The organism is Rhodococcus sp. MSC1_016 (genome assembly GCF_023667485.2).
GTDB classification, from domain to species: Bacteria; Actinomycetota; Actinomycetes; order Mycobacteriales; family Mycobacteriaceae; genus Rhodococcus_F; species Rhodococcus_F oxybenzonivorans.
The window spans coordinates 3,510,405-3,534,923 of sequence record NZ_JAMOZI020000001.1; the positions used below are offsets into that span (position 1 = coordinate 3,510,405).

19 protein-coding genes and 1 pseudogene are annotated in these 24,519 nt (G+C 63.8%); 3 read left to right on the forward strand and 17 right to left on the reverse strand.

Going from position 1 to position 24,519, the window contains the following annotated elements; translation table 11 throughout:
- Positions 1–167: 167 nt before the first annotated feature.
- From L1080_RS16185 to L1080_RS16205, 5 genes and pseudogenes are all read right to left on the reverse strand, one after another.
- Entirely contained in the window at positions 168–2,114 is a 1,947-nt protein-coding gene (locus L1080_RS16185) for an FAD-dependent monooxygenase (RefSeq protein ID WP_250770534.1), read from the reverse strand.
- 1 nt (position 2,115) lies between these two features.
- A pseudogene (locus tag L1080_RS16190) lies at positions 2,116–3,430 on the reverse strand (MFS transporter).
- Positions 3,431–3,561: 131 nt separating this feature from the next.
- A complete protein-coding gene (locus L1080_RS16195; protein ID WP_250770537.1) occupies positions 3,562–4,497 on the reverse strand; it encodes a LysR substrate-binding domain-containing protein in 936 nt (311 codons plus the stop codon).
- A gap of 27 nt (positions 4,498–4,524) precedes the next feature.
- Positions 4,525–5,202 (reverse strand): S1 family peptidase, encoded by a 678-nt coding sequence (locus L1080_RS16200; protein WP_250770540.1) that lies wholly within the window; start codon positions 5,200–5,202, stop codon positions 4,525–4,527.
- Positions 5,203–5,354: 152 nt separating this feature from the next.
- Complete coding sequence (locus L1080_RS16205; protein ID WP_159920744.1) at positions 5,355–5,954, reverse strand: TetR/AcrR family transcriptional regulator; 600 nt, start codon at positions 5,952–5,954, stop codon at positions 5,355–5,357.
- A gap of 165 nt (positions 5,955–6,119) precedes the next feature.
- On the opposite strand from L1080_RS16205, the gene L1080_RS16210 reads away from it, so the two are divergent.
- On the forward strand, positions 6,120–7,598 hold the full coding sequence (locus L1080_RS16210; RefSeq protein WP_250770543.1) for a flavin-containing monooxygenase: 1,479 nt from the start codon (positions 6,120–6,122) through the stop codon (positions 7,596–7,598).
- Here the strand turns inward: L1080_RS16210 and L1080_RS16215 are convergent.
- The 9 genes from L1080_RS16215 to L1080_RS16255 form a co-directional block, all read right to left on the reverse strand.
- Positions 7,579–8,727, reverse strand: coding sequence for an acyl-CoA dehydrogenase family protein (locus tag L1080_RS16215; RefSeq protein ID WP_250770546.1), 1,149 nt, complete (start codon positions 8,725–8,727; stop codon positions 7,579–7,581). The two genes, L1080_RS16210 and L1080_RS16215, sit on opposite strands and share 20 nt — an antisense overlap.
- Positions 8,728–8,738: 11 nt before the next feature.
- Entirely contained in the window at positions 8,739–9,920 is a 1,182-nt protein-coding gene (locus L1080_RS16220) for a thiolase family protein (RefSeq protein WP_250770549.1), read from the reverse strand.
- A 369-nt stretch (positions 9,921–10,289) separates the two neighbouring features.
- Positions 10,290–13,586, reverse strand: coding sequence for a protein kinase domain-containing protein (locus L1080_RS16225; RefSeq protein ID WP_250770552.1), 3,297 nt, complete (start codon positions 13,584–13,586; stop codon positions 10,290–10,292).
- Between the two features lie 169 nt (positions 13,587–13,755).
- Positions 13,756–14,973, reverse strand: a complete 1,218-nt coding sequence (locus L1080_RS16230; protein ID WP_250770555.1) for an acetyl-CoA C-acetyltransferase — start codon at positions 14,971–14,973, stop codon at positions 13,756–13,758.
- A 155-nt stretch (positions 14,974–15,128) separates the two neighbouring features.
- The gene (locus tag L1080_RS16235; protein WP_159920732.1) at positions 15,129–16,325 is read right to left on the reverse strand and encodes an ABC transporter substrate-binding protein; all 1,197 of its coding nucleotides are present in this window, start codon (positions 16,323–16,325) and stop codon (positions 15,129–15,131) included.
- 12 nt (positions 16,326–16,337) lie between these two features.
- Entirely contained in the window at positions 16,338–17,087 is a 750-nt protein-coding gene (locus L1080_RS16240) for an ABC transporter ATP-binding protein (protein ID WP_250770558.1), read from the reverse strand.
- Entirely contained in the window at positions 17,080–17,856 is a 777-nt protein-coding gene (locus L1080_RS16245; protein ID WP_250770562.1) for an ABC transporter ATP-binding protein, read from the reverse strand. The genes L1080_RS16240 and L1080_RS16245 overlap by 8 nt, the downstream gene beginning before the upstream one ends.
- Positions 17,853–18,851 (reverse strand): branched-chain amino acid ABC transporter permease, encoded by a 999-nt coding sequence (locus L1080_RS16250; RefSeq protein ID WP_459031149.1) that lies wholly within the window; start codon positions 18,849–18,851, stop codon positions 17,853–17,855. Before L1080_RS16250 ends, L1080_RS16245 begins: the two co-directional genes overlap by 4 nt.
- Positions 18,848–19,720 (reverse strand): branched-chain amino acid ABC transporter permease, encoded by an 873-nt coding sequence (locus L1080_RS16255; RefSeq protein ID WP_250770565.1) that lies wholly within the window; start codon positions 19,718–19,720, stop codon positions 18,848–18,850. Before L1080_RS16255 ends, L1080_RS16250 begins: the two co-directional genes overlap by 4 nt.
- A gap of 173 nt (positions 19,721–19,893) precedes the next feature.
- Between L1080_RS16255 and L1080_RS16260 the strand changes: the two genes are divergently transcribed.
- Together L1080_RS16260 and L1080_RS16265 are read left to right on the forward strand one after the other, a co-directional pair.
- Positions 19,894–20,487 (forward strand): TetR/AcrR family transcriptional regulator, encoded by a 594-nt coding sequence (locus tag L1080_RS16260; protein ID WP_159920726.1) that lies wholly within the window; start codon positions 19,894–19,896, stop codon positions 20,485–20,487.
- Between the two features lie 105 nt (positions 20,488–20,592).
- Positions 20,593–22,104 carry an MFS transporter gene (locus L1080_RS16265; protein WP_159920724.1) on the forward strand — a complete coding sequence of 504 codons (1,512 nt, stop codon included), beginning with the start codon at positions 20,593–20,595 and terminating at the stop codon, positions 22,102–22,104.
- 186 nt (positions 22,105–22,290) lie between these two features.
- Here the strand turns inward: L1080_RS16265 and L1080_RS16270 are convergent, their stop codons facing one another.
- Genes L1080_RS16270 through L1080_RS16280 form a run of 3 tightly spaced genes read right to left on the reverse strand, consistent with a single transcriptional unit; the run spans position 22,291 to position 24,475 of the window.
- Entirely contained in the window at positions 22,291–22,524 is a 234-nt protein-coding gene (locus L1080_RS16270; RefSeq protein WP_159920722.1) for a DUF3263 domain-containing protein, read from the reverse strand.
- Positions 22,521–23,483, reverse strand: a complete 963-nt coding sequence (gene lipA / locus L1080_RS16275; protein WP_201453538.1) for a lipoyl synthase — start codon at positions 23,481–23,483, stop codon at positions 22,521–22,523. The genes L1080_RS16270 and lipA overlap by 4 nt, the downstream gene beginning before the upstream one ends.
- 44 nt (positions 23,484–23,527) lie before the next feature.
- Complete coding sequence (locus L1080_RS16280; RefSeq protein ID WP_374433626.1) at positions 23,528–24,475, reverse strand: phosphotransferase family protein; 948 nt, start codon at positions 24,473–24,475, stop codon at positions 23,528–23,530.
- Positions 24,476–24,519 lie beyond the last annotated feature (44 nt).

The window sequence follows — 24,519 nt, forward strand, 5'->3', positions numbered from 1 at the left end:
ATGCTGCGTCCCGTACGCAGGTGGAGAGAGGTGTGGCGACGGGTTTGCACAGCACGACTCGGCGTTCTTCCCTCACCATACGTGCAACTACCCGCCCAGCGGTATCACCCGAGCGCGCGAGCCGCATCCCGCGCCTCGGCGAACCACGCCGACGCCGGCGCGCCGGGCTAAGCGTCCACCACGGAGTGTTTCGACGCACTGTGACGTGCTTTGCTGCTCACAGCCGATGCGGCAGCGAGCGCTTCCTCGAACTCGCGTCGGCCCGATTGCGATCCGAGCAGCATCGCGAGCCGGGTGAGGAAACCTTCCCGGTCCGTCTCGTCCGCCTGGTCGAGTGCCTCCGACAGTCCCATCCACACGTTCTCGCGTACCAGTTCCTCCGGTGTCGCACCGGCCTCGGTATGAGCGGGGACGACACCGGAGGTCGGCGCGGTTGCGGACCGCAGGTGCTCGTGGATCTGCCCGAGCAGCGACACATCGCGGATTCGGCACAGGACGAGCCCGTCCGGGCGGATGACGAACAACTCCCCGTCGGACGCGCCGAGTGCCCGCGAGAGCACACCGTCACCGTCGTCGAGCACCGTCAGGTCGGTGGCCGGGTCCACCTCGACACCGGCGGGAGGAACCACGATCGCCCGCACCGATTCGGGCGACAGCGCCATGGCGAGGGCGGCGGCGTGAGCCGCGGTCACGTCTGCTGCTGCGGCGTCGAGTCCGAAGCCGAGCACGGCGAATCCCGTTCCGCGCACCTCGTTCAGTGACGACTCCACCGTGCCGCTCGTCGTGACGACGCGCACCCGCCGATCCTCCATCGGGTCGCCGGGCAGCACTCCGGTCGTGCCCGGGGCCACCGGCCAGGTCAACGGCGACAGGTGTGCGTGCGTGGCGCTGGACTGTCGCGGGTTGATCAGGTGAGCGAACTCCGGACGCGTGGTTGCCAGCGCCAGCACTGCGTCGCGGGTGGTCCGGTAGCCGTGACTCCCCGGCGACATGATGAGTGTCGACTTGCCGGCGTTGTCGATGTTCTGCTGCCACGCCCCCCGGCGTTCCGTCGAATACGCTTGCAGCAGCACCTCGTCGGCGGGTCCGTGCACGACGGCGGCAAGCTGCCAGGCCAGGGTCTCCGCGTCTTCCATTCCGGAGTTCAACCCGCGCACACCGAAGATCGGCACCAAATGGGCGGCGTCACCTGCGAACAGAATCCGGTCGTGCGTGAAACTCTCCAATGCGAGCGCGTGCGCTCGGTAGAAACCGTGCCATTCGAGGGTCCACGGCACGTCGTTCTCGAGCCACTCGAGGTGCCGGGTGATGCGGTCGCGGATCCGGTGTTCCTGGGTTTCGAGTTCGGCGTCGTCCGAAGCATCGAGCTGGTAGTCGATGCGCCAGATGTCCCGCGGCTGCTGGTGCATGATGATCGTGGACCCGGGATTGCTCGGCGGATCGAACCACACCATCCGCTCGGCAGGCAGCTTCGACTCCCAGTGGATGTCGGCGATCACGTAGCTTCCCTCATAGCTGTTGCCCTGCAACCGAAGTTCTGCCAACTCGCGCATCCGACTTCGGCCACCGTCCGCGGCGACGACCCAGCAGGCACGGAGCGTCCGCGCGCCGAAGGCGGTATCGATGTCGAGCGTCACTTCCCTGCCCGCCCGCGCGACGCCCACTACCCGCGCCGACCAGTGCAGCGTGATCAGCGGATGCGCGAGCAAAGCCTCGGTCATGATCTGCTCGATCTCGGACTGCGAGACGTTGACCATCGGTCCCCGCACATCGTGCTCGCTGTGCGGCATCTGGAAGTGCAGCACCTCCTGGTCGCGGTAGTAGCTGCGACCGCCGACCCATGGAAGAACGATCTTCTCGAGTTCGGGTCCGACGCCGAGTCGGGCCGCCACCTCGAGGCTGTGCCGGGAGATGCAGATGGCGCGGCTGCCGAACGACACCTGGTCGGCAGACTCGAGGACCGTTACCGCGATTCCGCGCTGCGCGAGTCCGAGCGCGACGCCCATGCCCACCGGCCCGGCGCCTACCACGACGACGGGCAGCGGCTCGTCACCCGAGGTCATCGACGTGAAGTCGGTCGCCGGGTACTTCGGGGGTTGGAAATAAGTGGACATGTCAGGAAACCTTCTCTTCGTCGCGAACGTCGTTCGTCTCCGGCAACAGCAGAATGGCGACGAGACTGACGACCGCGATGACGACGAAGTACGCGGTGACGGCCATCGAGTTCTCGAACACCTGGAACAGCCACGTCGCCATGAACGGCGCCAGCCCGCCGCCCAGGATCGCGCCGATCTGGTAGCCGAGCGACGCCCCGCTGTACCGGATGTGCGCGGGGAACAGTTCGGCGAACAATGCCGACTGCGGGCCCGCGGTGGTGCCCAGAACCGCGGCCATCACGACCATGGCGAGCAGCATCACCGGAATCGATGCCGTGTCGATCAGCGGGAAGAACACCGCCGCCATGACGACGAGCGCCACCGAACTCCAGGTGTAGACGCGCCTACGACCGAAGGTGTCGGATTTTGCGGCCGAGATCGCCATTCCCGCCATCCACACGGGGCACGCCACGATCAACAAGGTGAGCATCGTTCCGCGGCTGAAGCCGAGTTCTGTGGTGCCGTAGGTGAGGACGTAGACCATGAAGACGTAGGCGATGCCGTTGGTCGCGATGAACGTGCCGGCCGCCAGCAGGACGGTCCGCCAATTCTTGGTCAGAACCTCGACGATCGGCATCTTGACGACGGCGTCGGTCTTCTTCACCTCGGTGAAGGCGGGACTCTCGAGCACGCCCAGGCGGATCCACATCGCGACTCCGACCAGTACCGCGCTCATCAGGAACGGCAACCGCCACCCCCATGTCTGGAACGAATCGTCCGGCAAGAGCTGAGTGACGGCGAGGAACACGACGTTGGCCATGATCACCCCGGCGGGTACGCCCATCTGCGGCGCGGCGCCATACAGTCCGCGCTTGCCGGCAGGCGCGTTCTCGGTGGCCATGAGGACGGCCCCGCCCCACTCGCCGCCGACGCCGATGCCCTGGACGAACCGCAACACCACCAGCAGGATGGGGGCGGCCACACCGATCGCCTCGAAGTTGGGCAGCAACCCGATGCCGACGGTCGCGGCGCCCATCATCGTCAGCGACAACACCAGCATGGACTTGCGGCCGATCCGGTCACCGAAGTGGCCCATGACGACGCCACCGATCGGCCGGGCGATGAAACCCACGGCAAACGTGGCGAACGCGGCCAGTGTGCCGGCGAACGTCGAGGCGCCGGGAAAAGAACTGGGGTCCGATCACCAGGGCGGCGGCAGTGCCGTAGATGAAGAAGTCGTACCACTCGATTGCGGTGCCGACGAAACTCGACAGGACCGCCCTGCGAGCTTCCTTGGGAGACACCGTCGGTGCCGCCTCGGTGATTGCCGTCATGAATCTGCCTTCCCGTCTGCCGCGCACACTCATCGCGCTAGAAAAACAATGACGCGCCTCACAAGCCTTGAAAAGCGGGACTATTCCCGGTTCATGTGCGGAAAATCCGCGGAAGGTGGAAGAGGCCCAGCTCAGGCGGGATCGGCGTCGCCGGCATTGGTGGAAACGAACCGGATGAATGCTCGCGCTGCCCGGCTCAGCGTCGCCCCCTGATGCCAGGCGACCACCACGGTCACCGACGGCGGCTTCGGTTCGGCGATCGGTTTCACCACAACGGGCAGGCCTTCATAGGTCACGTCCACCCGGGGTCGCTGGAGCAGCAGCGTCCATCCAAGCCCACGCCCCACGAAGGCACGGGCCGTTTCGAAGTTGGCGGTGCGGTAGGCCACGCGCGGGGCGAACCCGGCGCCCCGACAGACGTCCATCGCGTGATGGGTGCTCGGCGGCGCGTCCAGCAGGACCATCGGGTGCTCAGCCAAGTCCGCCAGTCGCACCGGTCCGTCGACGCCTGCAAGCGGGTGTTCGGCCCCGAGCACCACCATCGGCTCACGGGTCATCAGGGGAACGGTGCGCCACTCGGGCGACAGCTCGAGGTCGTACACGATGGCGACGTCGAGTTCGCCGCCTTCGAGTTCGGTGCGGAGCCGGTTCTGCGTGTCTTCCCGGAACTCGACGGAAGCCCTCGGATACTCGGCGGTGAACGAGTAGAGCATGGCGGGGAGAATCGTCGGCCCGAGCGCCGGATAGCACCCGACCGCAATGGGGCCGGCCACCACACCTCCCGCACCCGACGCGTCGGCCTGCAATTCGCCCGCCTGCTGCAACAGGGTGCGTGCCCGGGACAGCACCGCTTCGCCCGTCGGCGTCAACTGCACTCCGCGGGCGCGGCGGCGGACGCACAATTGGGCCTTCAGTGCTTTTTCGAGGTCGGTGACGGCCGCGGACAGCGCGGACTGCGACAGATGCAACCGCTCGGCAGCACCGCTGATGGTGCCCGTTTCCGCGACAGCCACGAACGCCGCCAGCTGGCGCATCGTGTACGCGGGAACGTTGTCGGTCCGGGGCATGAACGACACGGTAACGTGCGCCGCCGGTCAGCGAACAGGTCTGAAGCCTGCTCCGAAGCTCTGCTGTGCGTCGATGTCCGCCAGGATGGGACCGATCTTCCCGTAGATGAACGGCGCCTCCGGGGCGGCGTCGAGCCCGGCGCTGATTCCGACCAGCTTGTCGCCCACGACGAGCGGCCCACCCGAATCACCCGGACCCATGAGGGCCCAGTTCTGCAGGTGAATTCCCGCGAAGGCAGCTAGGGCACCGCACGTCTTGCCGGTGGTAGGGCCGTATTTACAGGCGATGTTCCAGGGTTCCGCGTCGCCGACACTATTCACGACGACGTCACTGCCCTCGCCGTACCTACTCGGCGCGACGACCGCCGGATTCAATTCGAGGACCGCGTAATCCACCGCATGGAACGTTCCGGCGGGATTCGTCGACCAGATGTCGGTCTCCCACCCGATCGGTCCGCGGTCCGCCTCTCCGATCTTGTAGATGGGGGTGCCGGCCTGCTGATGGCAGTGCCCGATCGTCAGGGCGACGAGACGGCCGGCGTCGTCATTTCCGACGGCCGCGATGGTGCAGAAGCCGTCGACGTCGGGATTCGTCGTGTATGCGGTGCCCGGTCCGACATGGACACCCGGGTCGGCATGCGCTGCAGGCGTACTCACGAAGGCGACAGCCAGCAGCCCGGTGAGGAGGAGAAGCGCTTTCTTCATGGTCAGTCCTGTCCGCCTGCCGACGCGTGGTCCCGAAGCTCCGCGGCCAGCCTAACCGACGTCGCCCCGGACGGCGCGTCGATCGGCGGCGAGCATCCTTGCACCACAGGCGTTCAGCTCCGAGACAGTGCGCCGGGGACGCACTGTCTCACTCACATCGGGGAGCTCGTGGCCAGCAACACCCGCAGGCTGTCGGTGACGACGCGGGCGGAGATCGTCGGATCGATCGCGCGCTGAATGCCCAGGCCCACGCCGAGACCGAGGATGCTGCTCGCCGCGTCCTCGGCCGGCATCGGCAGCGTGACCCCGAGCGACTCCGTGAACGACGTCAAGAGGTTCACCGCGATGTCGCGCGCGGCGCCGAGTGTTGCGGTGAGCGCCTCGCGCAGCTCCGGATCGTGCCGGGAGAGCACGATCAGTTCGAACTCGAGCATCGTCCATCCCACGTCACCGAGAGTGTTCTCCGCCCAGGACTCGAATGCGCCGAGCCGGTCTTCCGCGGTGTCGCCGTGGCCGAGCGCAGCCGCGATTTCGGCACCTTTCGTCGCGTGGATCAAACCGAGGACCTCGAGGCACAACTCCTTCTTGTTCTTGAAATTGGAGTAGACCGCGCCCTTCGAGTAGCCGGCCGCGTCGGCGACCTTTTCGAGCGACGTTCCCGCGTAGCCGTCGGCCAGAAAGAGGTCCCGTGCTGTGGACACGAGGTGCGCACGTGTCTGTGCCTGACTCTCCGACCTGGTCAAACGCCCCATGTGCACCCTTTCTTCGGCGGCCTTCGAGATTAATCCAACTTTTCATATACCGTCGGTATCTGAAATCTGCTAGGTTCTGTGTATGACGTCCAGTGACACACATCTCAGTAGCGGCTTGGTGGTCGTCGGTGGCACTCGAACTCAACTCGCGAAGGGAGTGCGCGCATGACGCACTACGACATCCTCGTCATCGGCGCCGGCATATCCGGCATCGGAGCGGCGATCCGGCTGAAACAGAACGGCATCGAGAATTTCGTGATTCTCGAGAAGGGCGACGCGCTCGGCGGGACCTGGCGCGACAACACCTACCCGGGCTGCGCGTGTGACGTACCCTCCGCTCTGTACTCCTATTCCTTTGCCCCCAACAGGGAATGGTCTCGCCTGTTCGCCGGGCAGGAGGAGATTTGCCGCTACATCGAGCGGACGGCCGGCCACCACGGAATTCCAGGACACGTGCAGTTCGGAACCGAAGTGCAGCGCGCTCAGTGGAACGAGGACACCCGGCGATGGACGGTCGACACCACCGCCGGAACCTTTACGTCCGACGCAATCATCGCCGCGGCGGGACCGTGGAACGAACCGCTCGTCCCCGACGTCCCCGGACTCGACACCTTTCCCGGTGAGGTCTTCCACTCGTCCCGCTGGAACCACGACTTCGACCTCACCGGTCGACGCGTCGCCGTCGTCGGAACCGGGGCGTCCGCGGTGCAGTTCGTTCCCGCGATCCAACCGCACGTGGCGGAACTGCACCTTTACCAGCGGACGGCGCAGTGGGTTCTACCCAAACCCGATGTCGCACTGCGCGGCGTCGAGCGCGCCGTCCTGCGCCGGGTTCCCGGCGCGATTCGGGCGTTGCGGCGGGTCGAGTACACCATTATGGAGTCGCTCGGACTCGGGTTCCGGCACCCGTGGATTCTGAAGGTGGTACAGCAGATCGGTAAGGCACAGTTGCTGGCCCAGGTGCGTGATCGCGAACTCCGAGCGTCCCTGACGCCCGATTACACGCTCGGGTGCAAGCGCCTGCTGATGTCGAACACGTACTATCCGGCGCTGACGCAGCCGAACGTGGAGGTGCATGCCAATGCCGTTGCGTCGGTGCGTGGGAACGTGGTGGTGGGCACCGACGGCGAGGAACGGGAGGTGGACGCCATCGTCTTCGGCACCGGCTTCCACATTCTCGACATGCCGATCGGGGCGCGGGTTTTCGACGGCGAGGGCCGCAGCCTCGACGATCACTGGAAGGGCAGCCCTCAGGCGTATCTGGGCACCACCGTCGCGGGCTTCCCCAACGCCTTCGTCCTGCTGGGACCCGCGCTGGGCACCGGCCACACCTCGGCATTCATGATCCTCGAGGCGCAACTCGACTACGTGCTGCAGGCGCTCACACACGCCCGCAGCAGGGGGTGGAGCCGGTGGGAACCGCGCCGAGAGGTGCAGGACGCCTTCAACGCGCAGGTGCAAAAGGCTCTGGCCACCACCGTCTACAACGCGGGTGGATGCCAGAGCTACTTCCTGGACGTCAACGGGCGCAACAGCTTCAACTGGCCGTGGTCGACCGATCGAATGCGTCGCCGCCTCGGCCGTTTCGACGAGGCGGCGTACGAGGTGACGTGCGAACCTGCGGTTACAGCGACTTCGCGATGATGCCCTTCATCACCTCGTTGGCGCCCGCGTAGATCTTCTGGACGCGGGCGTCCTCGTACATGCGGGCGATGAGATACTCGCGCATGTAACCGTAGCCACCGTGCAATTGAACGCAGCGGTCGATCACCTCGCACTGTTTCTCGGTGAGCCAGTACTTGACCATTGCCGCCTCGGACGGGTCGAGTTCACCACGCAGATGCGCCTCGATGCAGTGGTCGAGAAACACCTGGCAGGTGCGCGCGATGGTCTGGCATTCGGCAAGCTCGAACGCAGTGTTCTGGAACTCGAACAAGCTGTGACCGAACGCCTGCCGCGACTTCGTGTACGCCACGGTGTCTTCGACCGCACGCTTCATCGCACCCGAGGCCTGCGCCCCGATGATCAACCGTTCCTGCACCAACTGGGCCATCAACTGCCCGAAGCCCTGCCCCTCGGACTCACCGAGCAAATTGTCGACGGGTATCCGCACATCGGTGAAGGACAACTCCGACGTGTCGGCACCGTGCTGGCCCACCTTGTCGAGGACGCGTCCGACGGTGAAGCCGGGACAGTCCCGCAGATCGACGATCACCAGCGACACACCCTTGGCGCCGGCCTTCGGATCGGTCTTGACGGCGAGGACGATCATGTCGGCGGACGCACCGTTGGTGATAAACGTCTTCGAACCGTTGATCACATAGTCGTCGCCGTCACGGATGGCCGTGGTTTTGATCGCCTTCAGGTCGGAACCGGCGCCCGGCTCCGTCATGCCGATCGCACCGAGGATTTCCCCGGTCGCCATGCCCGGCAGCCACGCCTTCTTCTGCGCTTCCGAACCGTACTCGACGAGGTAGTGCGCGACGATGCCGGAGTGCACCGAGATGCCGAACGCCAGGTCACCGGCGTAGCCCTGGGCCTCGAACACGGCAAGGTCGTGGGCGAACGTGCCCCCACCGCCGCCGTATTCCTCGGGCACGGAACAGCACAACAGTCCGAGCTGACCGGCAGTGTGCCACACAGATCGGTCGATGCGATGTTGCGCGTCCCACTTGTCGTTGTGCGCGACCACCTCACGTTCGAAGAACCCGGTCGCGAGCTCGGACAAGGCCCCTACTTCGTCGTCGTGCCACGACGGGACGTGCTTCTTCATGTCCGTACGCCTCAGACTCGACGGAACAGCGCGGCGAGGGCCTGGCCGCCGCCGATGCACATGGTGACGATGCCGAGTTCGAGGTCACGGCGGACCAGGTCCTTGGCGACCCGCAGGCTCAGGATGGCGCCAGTGGCGCCGACCGGATGCCCGAGCGCGATCGCACCGCCGTACGGGTTGGTCTTTTCCGGGTCGAGCTTGGCGTCCCGGATCACCGCGACCGCCTGCGAGGCGAACGCCTCGTTCAGCTCGATCACGTCGATGTCGCCCGGGGTGGTGCCGGTCTGCTCGAACAGCTTCTGGAGCGCCAGAACGGGGGCGTACCCCATCAGGCCCGGGTCCATCGCCGCGGTCGCGACGGCCTCGAGCGTGACGAGCCCGGTCAGGCCCTTCTCGCGGGCGGCGGACTGGGTGGCCAGCACCAGGGCCGCGGCTCCGTCGTTGATACCGGACGCGTTGCCGGCGGTCACCGAGCCGCCCTCCTCGAACGCCGGACGCAGCTTCGCGAGGGTTTCGAGGGTGGTGCCGGGTTTGGGGTGCTCGTCGACGTCGATCGTCTTCGGGCGGCGGCCCCCGATCTCGACGGGTGCGATCTCCTCGGCGAACGCGGCCTTCGCGGCCTCGGAGGCGGCGCGGCGCTGGGACTCGACGGCGAACTCGTCCTGCTGCTGCCGGCTCACGTCGTACTTGCGTGCGACGGCCTCGGCGGTGCGGCCCATGTGGACACCACCGAACGGGTCGGTGAGGATCGCGACGGTGCCGTCGACGAGCGAGCGGTCACCGAGCTTGTACCCCGACCGGGCGCCGAAATCGTAGAACGGCATCCGGGACATGCTCTCGTCGCCGCCGGCGAGGGCGAAGTTCACCCCACCCCAGCGCATCTGCTGCGCCGCCGACCACACCGCTTGGAGGCCGCTGCCGCAGAGGCGGTTGACCGTGTAGGCGGGGGTGCTCTCGGGTAGGCCTGCTGCGAGAGCGACCCGGCGGGCGTTGTAGGCGTCCGGGCCCACCTGACCGATGCAGCCCATGACCACCTCGTCGATGTCCTCACCGGCGACCCCGGCCCGCCCCAGCGCTGCCCGCGCCGCGGTCGCACCCAGCTCGTGCGCGGGCACGCCGGCGAGCGTGCCACCGAAGCTGCCGACCGGCGTCCGCGCGCCGTCGATTACCACGATCGGTTCAGAAGAATTCATTAGATGCCCTTCCGTCTTGCTCCCGGTCCGGGGAGATAGTAGGACATCAAAGTAGCGCGCCCCTCGAAACGGGTGTCGAGTGACCTGTGGGATTCCCCTCCGCGGCGAGCACGGCGAACCCACCGCGTCGACGAACTTCGTCGCCTTTATACTGGCTGACCACCGGCAACGCCCAGCGCGTCGTTTGCGCGGCAAGCATGCGGGAGCGCTCGGAGAAGCGCACGCCGGAGTTCACCCATCGCTAGGCGCCACAGGCAACGATCGCCCGGCACGGGGCGCAGGTGCAGGGCGTCCCATTCGTCCAGTGCCGAGTCGGGGCCCGCGACTTGCCCCGCCTCCTGCTGACCTCCTGCGACAGACTCCCGATTTCTATACGGTGGGGTGCTCCGTTCGATCCTGCCCCTGTTCCACCACCCAGGCGGCGATTTGAGCGCGCGAAGTGAAGCCGAGTTTGGCAAGTACGTGCTCGACGTGCCCCTGGGCCGTGCGCTGCGAAATGACCAGCTTTTCGGCTATAGCTTTGTTCGTCATACCTTGCGCAACCAGGCCAGCAACTTGCCGCTCCCGCTTCGTCAGTGCGACTGCCGAAGTGGTTGGCTCATGCTGAGGAGGACGCTTTCCGAGCGCGTATGCTACCGCAGCGGCGAAGTCGAGATTTCTACCTTCCTGGTTGGCGGAATTGAAACTTCGCTCACCCAGGTCACGGCGGGCCATACTTACGCAATTGTCGTGATAGTGGCTCAAGTTGGGAAAAATGACAGTCGAGCTTCCAACCGATTGAACTAGCGATTCTGCGGCCGCCATGAGTGTGACAGCTCGTCCGGGGTCGCGGTTGCTTTCGGCAATCCATGCGAGCGCTTCCAGGCAAGTTGCGGCAGTGAGTGGGTCGTCTACCTCGTGGGCTAGTTGCAACCCCTCTTCGAGTAGGCTCGTGGCTCTTGCGCTTTCGCCATGCCGCCACACCGCCACGCCTAGTGCCCATAGCGCGTAGGACCTGTAGACGGATTCACCATGCGATGTGGTGGTCGCGAGAACTCGTTCGTAACACTCGATCGCTCGTCGGGAATCACCGCGCAGTTCGTATGCCCATCCGAGTGTGTAAGTAGCGCCGACCTGAAGCGTGAGTTCTACCTGGTCACCGAATGCTGGCACCGCACGTTCGAGCAATGAGCAAGCGCGGTCTTGATCGCCGTTGAATAGTGCGAGGAGTCCCTCGGCGTGTGCAATGAGTGCGTGCGCCATGGGGTCTGTCAGCTGGTTGGCCATGGCCTGGCCCTCTTCGATAAGCGCGTTGCTCGCCGGCAGGTCACCCTGCACTTCGGCGAGTACGCTGTTTGCGTACAGCGCCTTGACGCGGTCCGCCGTCGGTAGTCCAGTTTGGTGTGCAAGTAGGCGGTCCAGCCAGTGTCGGCCTTCGTTGAAGAGGCCGCCCGATGACCAGAACATGAACAGGGCGGTGGCGATCCTGAGTCCTACGTCGGGGTCACCGGCGTCGGACAGACTGAATTCCATTGCTGCGCGCAGATTGGGGCGTTCTCGGTCGAGTCGGGAGATCCAACCGACTTGTCGTGGACTGATCCAGTCCGTTTCTGCGTCGATTGCCAGCTGACGGTACCAATCGCAGTGCCTGACCGACAATTCCGTGTATTCGCCTGCAGCGTGCAGCTTCTCGCGTCCGTAGTCGCGTAGTGTTTCGAGCAATCGAAATCTGACCACCGAGGCGAGGGTCTCAGATATGAGAATCGACTTGTCGACCAGCGAGGCGATTGTATCGATCAGTGCATTGGACTCGGCGATGTGTCCGCAGATTTGTTCTGCCGCATCGAGTTCGAATGAGCCGGCGAACACTGATAGTCGTGCCCACGCCACTTGTTCGCGAGGTGAGCAGAGTTCATAGCTCCAATCAACGCATAATCGTAGCGTCTGCTGGCGCGTCGGCACGTCTCTGCCCGATCTCGACAGTATCTCGTACTTGTCTGTCAGGCGCTCCAGTACTTGGTCCACTGACATGGCACGGAGACGTGCGGCGGCCAGCTCGAGAGGCAGGGGCAACCCATCGAGGTGCTGACAGATTTTGGCGACCGCGATCCGATTGTCTTCGGTCAATTCGAAGGTCGAGTCGGCGGCTGCCGCGCGCTGGGCAAATAAGGTCACCGCGTCGTAGCGGGGCAGTCCACGCAGCGGCGGGTCGTGCTGTGCGTTGGGAACGGTAAGGGGAGGGACTCGGAGCACAGCTTCACCACTGATGTCGAGGATCTCCCGGCTGGTAGCGAGTACGTGCAGTCCCGGGCATGCGCGCAGCAGCGTCTCGACGAGGGTAGCTGCCGCATCCACGACTTGCTCACAGTTATCGAGGATGAGTAAAAGTCTCCGTGCGGCAACGAAATCGATCAGTAGGTCTTGCACGGGGCGTGTGGACTGGTCCCTCAGTTCCAACGCGTTGGCCACCACATCAGCGAGTAACGACTCATCTCGCAGTTCCCCGAGTTCGACCAGCCATACGCCGTCGGCAAATGCGCGTCGCGCCTCGGCGGCAGCTCGTAATGCAAGCCGGGTTTTGCCTACGCCCCCGATCCCGGCCAAGGTGACTAGACGCGCTGTCGAGAGCAGCTTCTTTACTTCGGCCAGTTCTTTGCGCCGACCGACGAAGCTCGTGAGCTCCAGTGGCAAATTCCCGTTCGCATGCCGTGACGGCGTCCGAGGGTGTGGCTTCTTGTGGTCCCCGGCATCTTGGTTATCGGGTGTCTTGCTGTTCTTCGCGGCCTCGGGTTTCCCTTGCAGAGCCATGTCGTCGATTGGGTAGCCCAGTTGATGCTGCAGGTCTCGGATCCCTTCGCCGAATGCCGCAGCTGATTGCGGGCGGTGCGTGGGATCACTTGCCATTGCACGTTCGATGACCGCGCAAACGGCATCCGGAATACCGTGCTCGCGCAGGTCCGGCACAGGCTGGGTTGTGATTCTCAGGAACTGCGCGACGACCTGTTCTCCACTGTGGCGTTCGAATGCTGCGTGCCCGGTGATCGCGCAGAAGAGGGTCGCTCCGAGACTGTAGATGTCCGAGGCGAGGGTGGGCGGGTCTCCGCGTAAGACTTCCGGTGCAGTGAAGGCGGGCGACGCCGTGACCGTGCCGGTTGCCGTTTCGAAGCCCCCCGAGATTCGAGCGATTCCGAAGTCCGTCAGCGCTGGCTCACCGTAGTCGGTGAGCAGGATGTTGGCCGGTTTCACGTCGCGGTGAAGTATGTGAAGGTGGTGGGCAGTTTCGAGGGCGCCCGCCATCTTCACGCCGAGACGCAGTGCTTCCGCAAGGTTGAGGGCGCCATGACTTCGGATTGCGGCTTCCAGTGACTCCTGCGGATGGTAGGGCATCACGATGTACGGACGACCACTGGCGGTAGTGCCGACTTGGAGGATACTGACGATGTTCGGATGACCTGTCAGTCGGCCCATGGCGCGCTGCTCACGGAGGAAGCGGGCACGGTTTTCTTCGTCGAAGTCGGCCGTCAAGACCTTCACGGCGACGGTCCGGTCGAGGGCCGGCTGCACGCAGCGGTAAACGACGCCGAATCCGCCGCGGCCGATCTCCTGCCCGTCTTCGAATCCGACAACCTCGAGCTCCGACGCGACAGTTACGGTCACGTCGCGCTGTGTCTCGCGCGGATCGTTCATCCACTTCACCTCTAACGCTGCAGTCTCACGATATCGCGCAAGAGATGACTGCACCGCACTCGACCGAGGTTTGTCTGTGCTGTTTGGAAGTGGTGACCTCGCGCTTCGCGCCCGTGCGCCTTTGTGGTTGCTCCAGCTACCACAAAGGCGCACGGGCGGCGGAGCCGCCTCAGCTCAGGCGTTCGAGGACCATGGCCATGCCCTGCCCGCCGCCGACGCACATGGTCTCGACGCCGAACGTCTTGTCCTGCTCACGCAGGTTGTTGAGCAGGGTGTTGGTGATGCGAGCACCGGTCATGCCGAACGGGTGACCCAGGGCGATGGCACCACCGGAGATGTTCAGCTTGTCCTCGTCGATCTTCAGCTCACGGGCCGAACCGAGGACCTGGACCGCGAAGGCCTCGTTGATCTCGAACAGGTCGATGTCCGAGACACTCTTCCCGGCCAGCGCGAGCGCCTTCTTCACGGCCTCGATCGGCCCGAGACCCATGATCTCGGGCGACAGACCCGACACACCGGTCGACACGATCCGGGCCAGCGGAGTCAGGCCCAACTCCTTGGCCTTGGTGTCGGACATGATCACCAGCGCGGCGGCGCCGTCGTTGAGCGGGCACGCGTTACCGGCGGTCACGGTGCCGTCCGGCCGGAACACCGGCTTGAGCTGGCTGACGGCCTCGTAGGTGGTGCCGGCGCGCGGGCCGTCGTCGGTGCTGACGACGGTGCCGTCGGGAAGGGTGACCGGAGTGATCTCCCGCTCGAAGAACCCGTTTCTGATGGCCTCCTCCGCACGGTTCTGCGACCGGACACCCCAGCGGTCCTGCTCCTCACGGCTGATGCCGGTGGCGGATGCCACGTTCTCGGCGGTCTGACCCATCGCGATGTAGACGTCGGGCAGCAGGTCGTCCTCACGCGGATCGGTCCAGGCGACGCCGCCCTCGGCGAGCTTGCCGGTCCGGGCCTCGGCGTCGGCGAACTTGGGGTTCTTCGTGTTGGGCAGGCCGTCGGCGTTGCCGGTGACGAAGCTCGACACCGACTCGACACCGCCCGAGATGAAGACGTCGCCCTCGCCGGCCTTGATCGCGTGCAGCGCCATGCGGGTGGTCTGCAGCGAGGACGAACAGTACCGGTTGACGGTCACACCGGGCAGGAAGTCGTAGCCCAGCTGCACGGCGACGACCCGGGCGATGTTGAACCCGGACTGCCCGGCCGGCTGACCGCACCCGAGGAGCAGGTCGTCGATCTCGGTGGGATCGAGCTCGGGGACCTTCGCCAGCGCCGCGGCAACCATCTGCGTCGTCAGATCATCCGGGCGGATCGACTTCAGTGAGCCCTTCATGGCCCGACCGATCGGTGAACGTACTGCAGAGACGATTACTGCCTCGGGCATCAATAACTCCTTTGTCAACTACAGGGTCAGAACTCAGTCGGACTACTGCGGACGTTTGACTCGACGAGCGTGTGGCGTGTTTGCGCTGAGGAGCGCGGTCCGCTGCAAGTGCGCAGGATCAGCTCAGCGCTAGGCCCTCATGGTCGAACGCCGGATCAACGTTCACTGGCGGGGGCCACCTCGTAGCGGTCGATGATCGATCCGTCACCGGCAAACGCTTCGGCGACCATCTGGTGGCCAAGGAACTGGGCGTCATCGGATTTGTACACACTCGCGCAGGCACCTTGGTCCCACTCGATGCTTCGCAAACTCTCGGCGATGGCTTCGTGGTTGGAGACCGTTCCCGCCTCCTCCATTGCCGCGGCGAGTAGGCGAACAGCGTCGTACACCTGGGTTGCGGACGCTGTGGGGGTCATGCCGTACCTGGCCTGGTACCCGGACGCGAACGTCCGTCCGATTGCGCTGTCTCCAATCGATGGCGCACATGGTGTGACCGCGTTCAGCGGGCGTCGTGCGGTGTCGTCCACGAGGTTGCCGGCCACGACGAGCGGACCGGAGTTACCAGAAATTACGGGGGTCTGAATTCCGTTCTGGTTCATTTGATTGAGTTGCAGTGCCAGGACATTGGGGAAGGTCCAGGAGAGGATGACATCCGAGTCACGCATATCGAGGATTGTTCCTGTGAGGTCTGTGGCTGTCGGCGGCACGTAGCGGACGGTGCCGAGTTCCAGGCCCGCCGCTTCAATGGCATCGATCGAGTTCGTTGTCGAGACGCGGCCGAATGTTTCGTCTGTGGCGACGATTCCGATTCGCTTTCCGCCGAGTTTGCGGGCAAGAGCAACTGCGTTGGTAGCTCGCGCGGTGTCATCGGGATTGATGGAAAAGAGCCATTCGCTTCCCGACTCCGCCCCGCGAGCGAGTTTGCCGTCGCTGCTGATGTGAACCATAGGGATTGCAGCCGCATCGACATCACGTGTGAGGGCCTCCAGTGATCCGCCGCCGGGGAACCCGATAATGGCACTCGGGTTCTCGTCGACCGCCTTGAGGTAGGCAGTTCGGGCAGCTTGGGGGTCCGTGACGGATGCGGGAATCCGTTCATATTTTAGAGGTTTTCCCAGTACGCCGCCCGATGCGTTGACGTCGTCGACTGCCATCTGGGCGCCGTTGTTGTAGTCGTTGAGCGCGTTCGGTGAGTCTCCCTTGATCTCGATGAGACCCACGATGGAGGCCTGATCCGAGCTTCCGGCGTCCGAGGTTTCGGCGCTGCACGAGACCATAGCCATGGTCACAGCAACGGCGGGTGCGAGCATCCAACTGCATCGGGTGATTCGGCGGACTCTATCTGCATTCATTGGCAGCTCTTCCTACTTCTCGGTCATCGGCGGCAATCGGTCCTCACCAACATCGCCGACGTCTATGTCTGTTTGTCCTAGGTAGCTGGCGAGAACAGCTTTTCGATCAGTCAGCGCGCTGGACTCACCGTTCATCACGACGCGACCTTCGGCTAGGACGTACCCTCGCCGCGCCAATGCCAAGGCATCGGAGGTGTTCTGCTCGACAACCAGAATCGTGGTCCGACCGGCAATTTCCCGCAATGCCCGGTAGACGGTCGCTACAACCGACGGCGCCAGGCCCAAGGATGGTTCGTCGAGAAGAAGCAGGCGAGGAGCCGCAACGAGGGCGCGTCCCAATGCGACCATCTGTTGTTCGCCCCCCGACAGTGCAAAACCTTGCCGCTTCCGCATGCGGGTCAACGCGGGAAAGAGGTCATAGACGTCGTCGTAGCTGTACAGCGCCGGTCTCCCCCGCGCATGGGCACCGATCTGCAGGTTCTCGTGCACCGAAAGCGTGGGGAAGACGTGTCGCCCCTCCGGTACGTGGATCAGTCCGACGCGGCTGAGGAACGCCGGGGGCCGATTATCGATCGTCTCACCATCGAACTCGATGGTTCCGTCGTACGGAACCAGTTGCGAGATGCTGCGCAGCAACGAGGATTTTCCTGCACCGTTCGGTCCGAGCAGGCAAACCACTTCGTTCTCCGCGATGCTCAGGTCGACACCGCGGATTGCGTGTGTGGCCGTGTAGTGAATATTGAGGTTCGAGATTTCAAGCATCTGGCGCCGCCCCAAGATACGCGTCGATGACCCGGCTGTCGGCCCATACTTCAGCTGGACTGCCCTGTGCGATAAGCCGGCCGATCTCGAGTACCAGCACTCGGTCACAGAGGGCATCGATGAAGTCGATCTTGTGGTCGACGACGATGATGGTCGTACCCTCCTGCCTGATCTGCATCAGAAGATCGCGCAGAGTCAGAGTCTCTGCGTCGTTGAGCCCGGCGCTCGGTTCGTCGAGCATGAGCACACGGGGACCGGCAGCAAGTGCGCGTGCCAATTCCAGTAGTCGCTGCTCACCGTAGGTGAGCTCGCGCGCGGCTCGATCCTCGGATCCAGCGAGCCCGACACGGGCAAGGTGGTGAAGGGCATCGTTCATGCGGCTTGTTTCGGCGCGCCACATCCGTGACCGGTGGAACCATGCGGCAAAGAGGGACCGACCGTTGGTGTCGTCGGCTCCGAGCATCACGTTGTCCAGACAGCTCAGTTCTGGGCACAGTTGCGGAGATTGGAACACCCGTATCAACTTCGCGCGCCGGGCTTGTACCGGGTGCCCAAGGGTGATCTCGTTACCTGCGACACTCAGGCGACCGCCAGCTCGGACCACTCCGCTGAGAGCATTCAACAGGGTGGTCTTGCCACTGCCGTTTGGCCCAACCAGGCCTACGATCTCGTTCTGGGCAACCTCGAACGACACATCGTCGACGGCGACCACGCCACCGAAGCGGACGGACAGATTACGCGCATTCAGCTCCGTGGTTTTCGCAGTCATGATTCGACCGATCTGCTGATGATCCGCACACGGTGAGATTTGAGGGAGTCGACGATTCCGATGAGCCCGCTCGGGAAGACTAGGATGACGACCAGAAGCAGGACTCCGTAGAGGATGGACATGTACTGCTCGAGTCCGGCGAGCAACTCGGGGACGGCCACGTAAAAGGCCGCACCGATGAGGACCCCCCAATGCGACGCCAGTCCCCCGAGGATGACCATGAGGAACAACCCGATTCCGAGGTTCAGACCGAACGAATCGACTCCGATGAATCCTTGCCAGTGCGTGATCAATGCTCCTGCGAGTCCACCCACGGCAGAACCAGCAACGAAGGTCGTCATGCGCAGCGCATCAACGGGCACACCAAGGGTTTTTGATACCGTGGGCATATCACGAACTGCTGTGAGGTCACGGGTAAGCGGGGATCGTTTGACCCACACAGCGAGGAGAAGCAGCAGCGCCAACACTGACGCAAGCAGCCAGAACACCTGGCCGTCGGTTCTCAGTTCCTGCCCGAAGACGACCGGATAGCCGATTCCCGTGATGTTCCCATTCGTACCGGTGAACGACGATGTCTTGCCGAACAGCACTACCCCGATTTCAGTGACGGCCAGTGTGCCGAGCGCGAAGTAGAAATGCTCGGCACGCCAGAGAACTACTCCCACCGCGAAGGCGGCCACCGCTGTCACGACCATCGCGCCCAGCACGCACCCGAGAAACCCAACGCCGTTACGGTCGAAGAAGGCGGTGGTGTATCCACCCAGTGCCATCATGAATGTCTGGGAGAACGCGAACCTTCCCCCCAACGCGAAGATCCAGTAGAAGCCCAGCGCAGCAATCGAGTACACGAGCCACAAGTTCACAAGATTGGTCGAACTCCCCGTTGTGACAGCTTGTGACACAGCCAGTATCAGCAGCATCACCACGGCAAGAGTTGTGTACTGGCCTCGCTGACGCACGCTGCTTGCCACTCGCATCAATCGATCTGTCGTCACAAGCGCACCACCGTTCGACCGAGAAGACCCTGAGGTCGCAGCCCGAGAATGGCAAGCATCGCAATGTACGGCAGGATCGAAGCGTAGTCCTGAAGGACATAGCCGCCGATGAGGTACTGGATCGTCCCGATGAGCAACGACCCGAGGAGCACGCCCCACAAGTTGCCGAAGCCGCCGAGAACAGCCGCCGCGAACGCCGCCAGCATGATCGTAAACCCGAAATTCAGGTCGAGACTCGACAGGGGCGCTACCAATATCCCGGCCAGCGCCGCAAGCCCCGCAGACAAGCCCCACGCGACAAGGCTGATTCGGCCGGTGCGGACTCCATACATTTCCGCGGTCTCAGGGTCGCTCGCCAGGGCCCTCAGCTGACGACCGAAACTGCTGTAGCCGAATACGTACATCACTGCTGCGATGCACAGTAGCGCCACGACGAGGATGAGGATCCGTTGGCCGGCAATGGGTGCACCCAACACCGTTACGACCTGGCCGTCCGCTGGGGAGGGCAGTCGCTGCGGCGTGCTGCCCTGCCATAGTGAGATGAACGCACGGATCACCAGGGCTGCAGCCAGAGTGGCGATCAGGACGGTGAGATGTGGTCGGCGTCGCAGAGGGGCATACGCCAGTCGCTCGAGGCCCATACCGATAAGGAACATGATGCCAACCGCGAGCACGTATCCGACAACGGGAGTCGAGTTGAGGTCGGTAATGAACCAGAGCGCGATGTAACCGCTCAAGGTAATCAGGTCCCCGTGAGCGAAGTTGACTACGCCGGTCGCCTTGTACAGGACTAGGAATCCCAGTGCGGCCAAGGCAAGGACCGCGCCGTACGCGGCGGCGCTGAATGACAGCGCGACGAGAGTATCCACCTCACTCCTTACTTGAACAAGTGCTTGGTTGGTCCAATGTAGGTGCTGCGTTTCTCAATGTCAACGCATCGACCGCTATAGACCCGTCCGTCAACCTCGCCGACTTGCTCTTTTTGGCAGTGACTGCCAGTATTTTACTCGTGCCTTCAACCGGACAGCGTGCTCGAAACGCGATGAGAACGCGGGAAGTCCTCGCCCAGACCGCCGTCGAACTATTCCTGCAGGACGGCTTCGATGCGATCACGGTCGAGCAGGTCGCCGCAGCGGCAAACGTGTCGCCCCGCACCACCTATCGCTACTTCCACACAAAGGAAGGCCTGGCACTGGCGCTTCTCGCAGACCTGGACAACCGCTTCCTGCAGATCGTCCAAGCCCGACCCCACGACGAAGCACCTCTGGAAAGTCTTCGGCATGCGTTGGCCGAAGCCTGGGCATGGCTGGAATCATCCGGCCAATCCGAGACTTACCTCGCACTGCAGGCTTTCGTCGAGTCCCACCCAGGACTGATGGCGGCGAACCTCCAGCGCGGCTACAACCAGGAAGAACTCCTGGTCGCGGCCTTGGAAACACGGCCGGTGTTCCGGTCCAGCGGTGACCTCGGACCGCGATTGGTCGTTGCGGCCTTCGCCGGCGCCTCGCGAGTCGCGGTCACGACGTGGCGCCGGTCTTCCGGCACCGTCCCAATGTTGATCAACACCCTCGACACGTGCATCGCCTCCCTGCTGCCGGCACTGCAGTCTGCGGGCGAACCCCCACACGTGCGCTGAACCAACCACCCTCAGAAGGAAACGCCCCGCGTGACTACCACGGGAAGTAAGCTCCCATCGCCAACCGTCTCCGAGCTGTCTGCGCGATCGAACCCATGGATCGCCATGGTTGCGATCGCACTCGGAGTCCTGATCGTCTCACTCGACGGCACCATTACAGCGGTCGCGAACCCCGTTCTCGCACTCGACCTCGGTGCCAGCCTGTCGGGCCTGCAGTGGATCACCAACATCTACCTACTGGCCATGGCAGCAACTCTGGTCCTCTCCGGAAAACTCGGCGATCGTTTCGGCCGACGCTCCGTATTCCTGACCGGCATTGTGGGATTCGGAATCACATCCGCGGGAATTGCGTTGTCACAGAGCGTCGGAATGGTGATCACGTCACGGCTGGGACAAGGACTATTCGGCGCCTTGATCGTCACCAACGCGCTCGCCCTCCTTCGCGCACTTTTCCCCCCGGAATCTCTGCCGAAAGCTCTAGCGTTATTTGCGTCGTTGATCGGCGCTTCCTCCGCTGCAGGCCCCCTCATTGGCGGTTTGCTCATCGAGCACACAAGTTGGCGGTGGGCGTTTCTCATCAATGTTCCCATCGCGGTGGTCTCTCTCGCTGTCGGGTTGAAGGTGCTTCCCGCTCGGAACTCGACCGGCGGCGACTCCACTCCCTTCGACCTGGCGGGTACCGCGCTACTCGCGGCAGCGCTGCTGCCGATCACTTACGGCCTGATCCAGGCGCCCGAAATCGGCTGGACCAACTGGCTGGTCATCGGACTATTGCTTGCGGGCATCGTCTCGGGAGTCGCATTCGTCTTCGCCGAACGTCGAGCTGTCGATCCGCTTATACCGATGCGGTTGTTCGCCGATCGCTCCATATCCCTCGGTGTCCTTCTGACCGTCATCTCCTTCTTCTCCCTGGTGGGTTCACTATTCTTCGTGCTCCTGTTTCTGCAGCAGATCAACGGAGACTCACCGATGGCCGCCGGCCTGCATATCTTGCCGATGAGCATCGCGAATGTCGTCGCGTCCAGCAGCTGCGGTTGGGTCATCAAGAACTACGGCCCCCGCCCTCCGCTATTCGCGGGAATGGTGTTCAGCGCACTAGGATTTGCGCTCTTCACAGGCGTGGAACCGCGCACTGGGTACCTAGCGCTTGCCATTCCCTTCACGGTCCTCGGACTCGGAGTCGGACTGGTCATGACCTCATCTGTGCAAGCCATCCTCGGCAACGCCGACGTCACTGATGCCGGCCCCGCGGCCGGGGTGCACCAAACATCGCTCCAGATCGGCGGCATCCTGGGAACGGCAGTCCTCGGCGCGGTGATGGCATCCGCAGTCGGGGCCAAATTCGGACCCGCCATGGACGACAATGGCATTCCATCCACAATCTCCGAAGAACTGTCGGGTGAAGCCGTGCGTTCCGTGGCGCAAGGTGCCACTCCTCTGCCCACACACGTCACTCCCGAGATACTCGCAGCCCTGCACAACGCGACGGAGACGACGTTTATGCACGGCATGCACACAACCATGTGGGTCGGTGCGATCATCTCGCTGCTCGGCGCTGCAATATCGGTCGGCGTCAGACGCGGTCGGGTGGTGGAGGGTTCGACAACGGTGCACTGACCACAGCGTCAGCACGATCCACTGCGTGGAGAGAATTGTTGCGTTGAGGATCGTGCAAACAGAATGAGACGGAAGGCCGTGTGGTTGTCGCCGGGACCGCACGGCCTTCCAGCCCCTGTCGCTTCACGCAGCCCCTGCGTGGTAGTCCACGCAGGCTTTCCTGGGTGCCGTGAGCAGGTATTCTCGTCAGCGTGCGCGGTGTGCGTGGTTCGTAACGAATTCACGCAGCTGGGTGCGGACGTGGGGTTCCAGGTGGCGTGCCGCCAATCCGTCGAGAATCTTGCCGAGTCTAGCCACGTAGCATGCGGGCGTCATCCCGAACTCGACCAGAAGATCCCCGCTGTTTCCTCCCCCGTAGGGGAGCCACCGACGGGCGTATTCGAGGATCCGGGCGTCTTCGATGATGGAATCGTTCATCATTGGGAGGCCTCCCTGACTGTCGAAATGAGCCTTGAATGAATTGCTTTCGCCTGTGCGTAGAGTCGGCCGGCCCGGTAGGAGGAGCGGACCAGCGGTCCGGCCATCACGCCGGCGAAGCCGATCTCTTCGGCGGTGGTGGAGTGCGCCACGAATTCCTCGGGCTTGACCCACCGCTCGACGGGGTGATGCCGCGGCGAGGGACGCAGGTACTGGGTGATGGTGATGATGTCGCAGCCGGCGTCGTGCAGGTCGTGCAACGCCTGGGTGACCTCGTCGGGGGTTTCGCCCATCCCCAGGATCAGGTTCGACTTGGTGACGAGTCCGTCTTCGCGGGCGGCGGTGATCACGTCGAGGCTGCGCTGGTAGCGGAAGGCGGGGCGGATGCGCTTGAAGATGCGGGGCACGGTTTCGACGTTGTGGGCGAGGACCTCGGGGCGGGTGGAGAACACCTCGGCGAGTTGCTCGGGTTTGGCGTTGAAATCCGGGATCAGTAGTTCGACGCCGGTGCCGGGATTGAGTTGGTGGATCAGGCGCACGGTTTCGGCGTAGAGCCAGGCGCCGCCGTCGGGGAGGTCGTCGCGGGCGACGCCGGTGATGGTCGAGTAGCGCAGGCCCATGGCCTGCACGGACTCGGCGACGCGGCGGGGTTCGTCGCGGTCGAGGTCGTCGGGTTTGCCGGTGTCGATCTGGCAGAAGTCGCAGCGCCGGGTGCATTGCTCGCCGCCGATGAGGAAGGTGGCCTCGCGGTCTTCCCAGCATTCGTAGATGTTGGGGCAGCCGGCTTCTTCGCAGACGGTGTGCAGGCCCTCTCGTTTGACGAGGCTCTTGAGCTCGGAGTATTCCGGGCCCATCTTCGCTCGCGTCTTGATCCAGTTCGGCTTGCGTTCGATCGGGGTCTCCGCATTCCGTACCTCGATGCGGAGCAGTTTCCGACCATCCGCGCTTGGCCTTTGATTCATTGCGTTCATCGCGTCAACCTGTACTTCCTCATGCCCGGCGTGCTTTACCTACAGCTCGCAGTGGAGAGAATGTTTCCCTCGATTGCTGCGATTCCCCGTGTCACCAATGGTGTGATCACTGCTTCTACCCCCGCGTGACCGACTGTGCCGCTGGGTGGTGATGGCCTGCCGGAGCCGCAGATTCGAGCGGCCACCACGAGGAATCCGAAAGCGTAGTACCACGACATTTCGGTGGAACCAGTCCGTAGACCGCTTCGTTCGCTATATCGCTCGATAAGCTGGTCGAACGAAGGATATCCGCGGTGAGCACTGGGGCACCCGAAGAGCCGATTGCTCACGCCATGTAGGCCTGACCAGAAGACCTGCGCGACACCGAGGTCGACGAACGGGTCGCCCACCGTCGCATGTCTCCAATCCAGAACGGCGGAAACACGAACGGCGTCGGCGAGCTGCCAGACGACATTGCGGAGTTGGTAGTCGCCATGGCGAAGGACGGATCGGCCAGATTTTGGGATAGTCGCTGCGAGGGAGTCGAACAGTTCCCGGAGATCGGGGCGCGCAGTGATCCCAGCTCTCTCGAGGCTTTCGTGCACCTGCGCAAGGTGAACCTCCAGACTCGCTTCGTCAGCGCAGAGTCGATCAAGGCCGGTCGCGTCTAGGTCGACACCATGAACCGAGGTCAATGAGTCGATGAATTGATACCCAAGGGCTTTCCGCAGGTGTACTGGAACCGCATCGAGCTCAATGTCCGTTCGAAGTACTGTCCCGGCGACTCTCCGAGCAAGGTAGTAACGAGATGCTCCTGTATCACGCTGAACGATCTCCGGTACAGGTACAACCTCCGCGTCACCGAGCGTTACTTGCACTCTGAGCTCTGTCTCGATGCCGTCGCGATCGTCGTCAGCGCGGTGGAGGACCCAGTGCTGTCCTCCACCATCTACCGAGTAACCCCGACCGAGCCGAGAATCCATCGTGCTTCGCAGGCTGAGCATGGCACATTCGTCAAGATCACCTGACTCGATCAGACGGCGCCGAA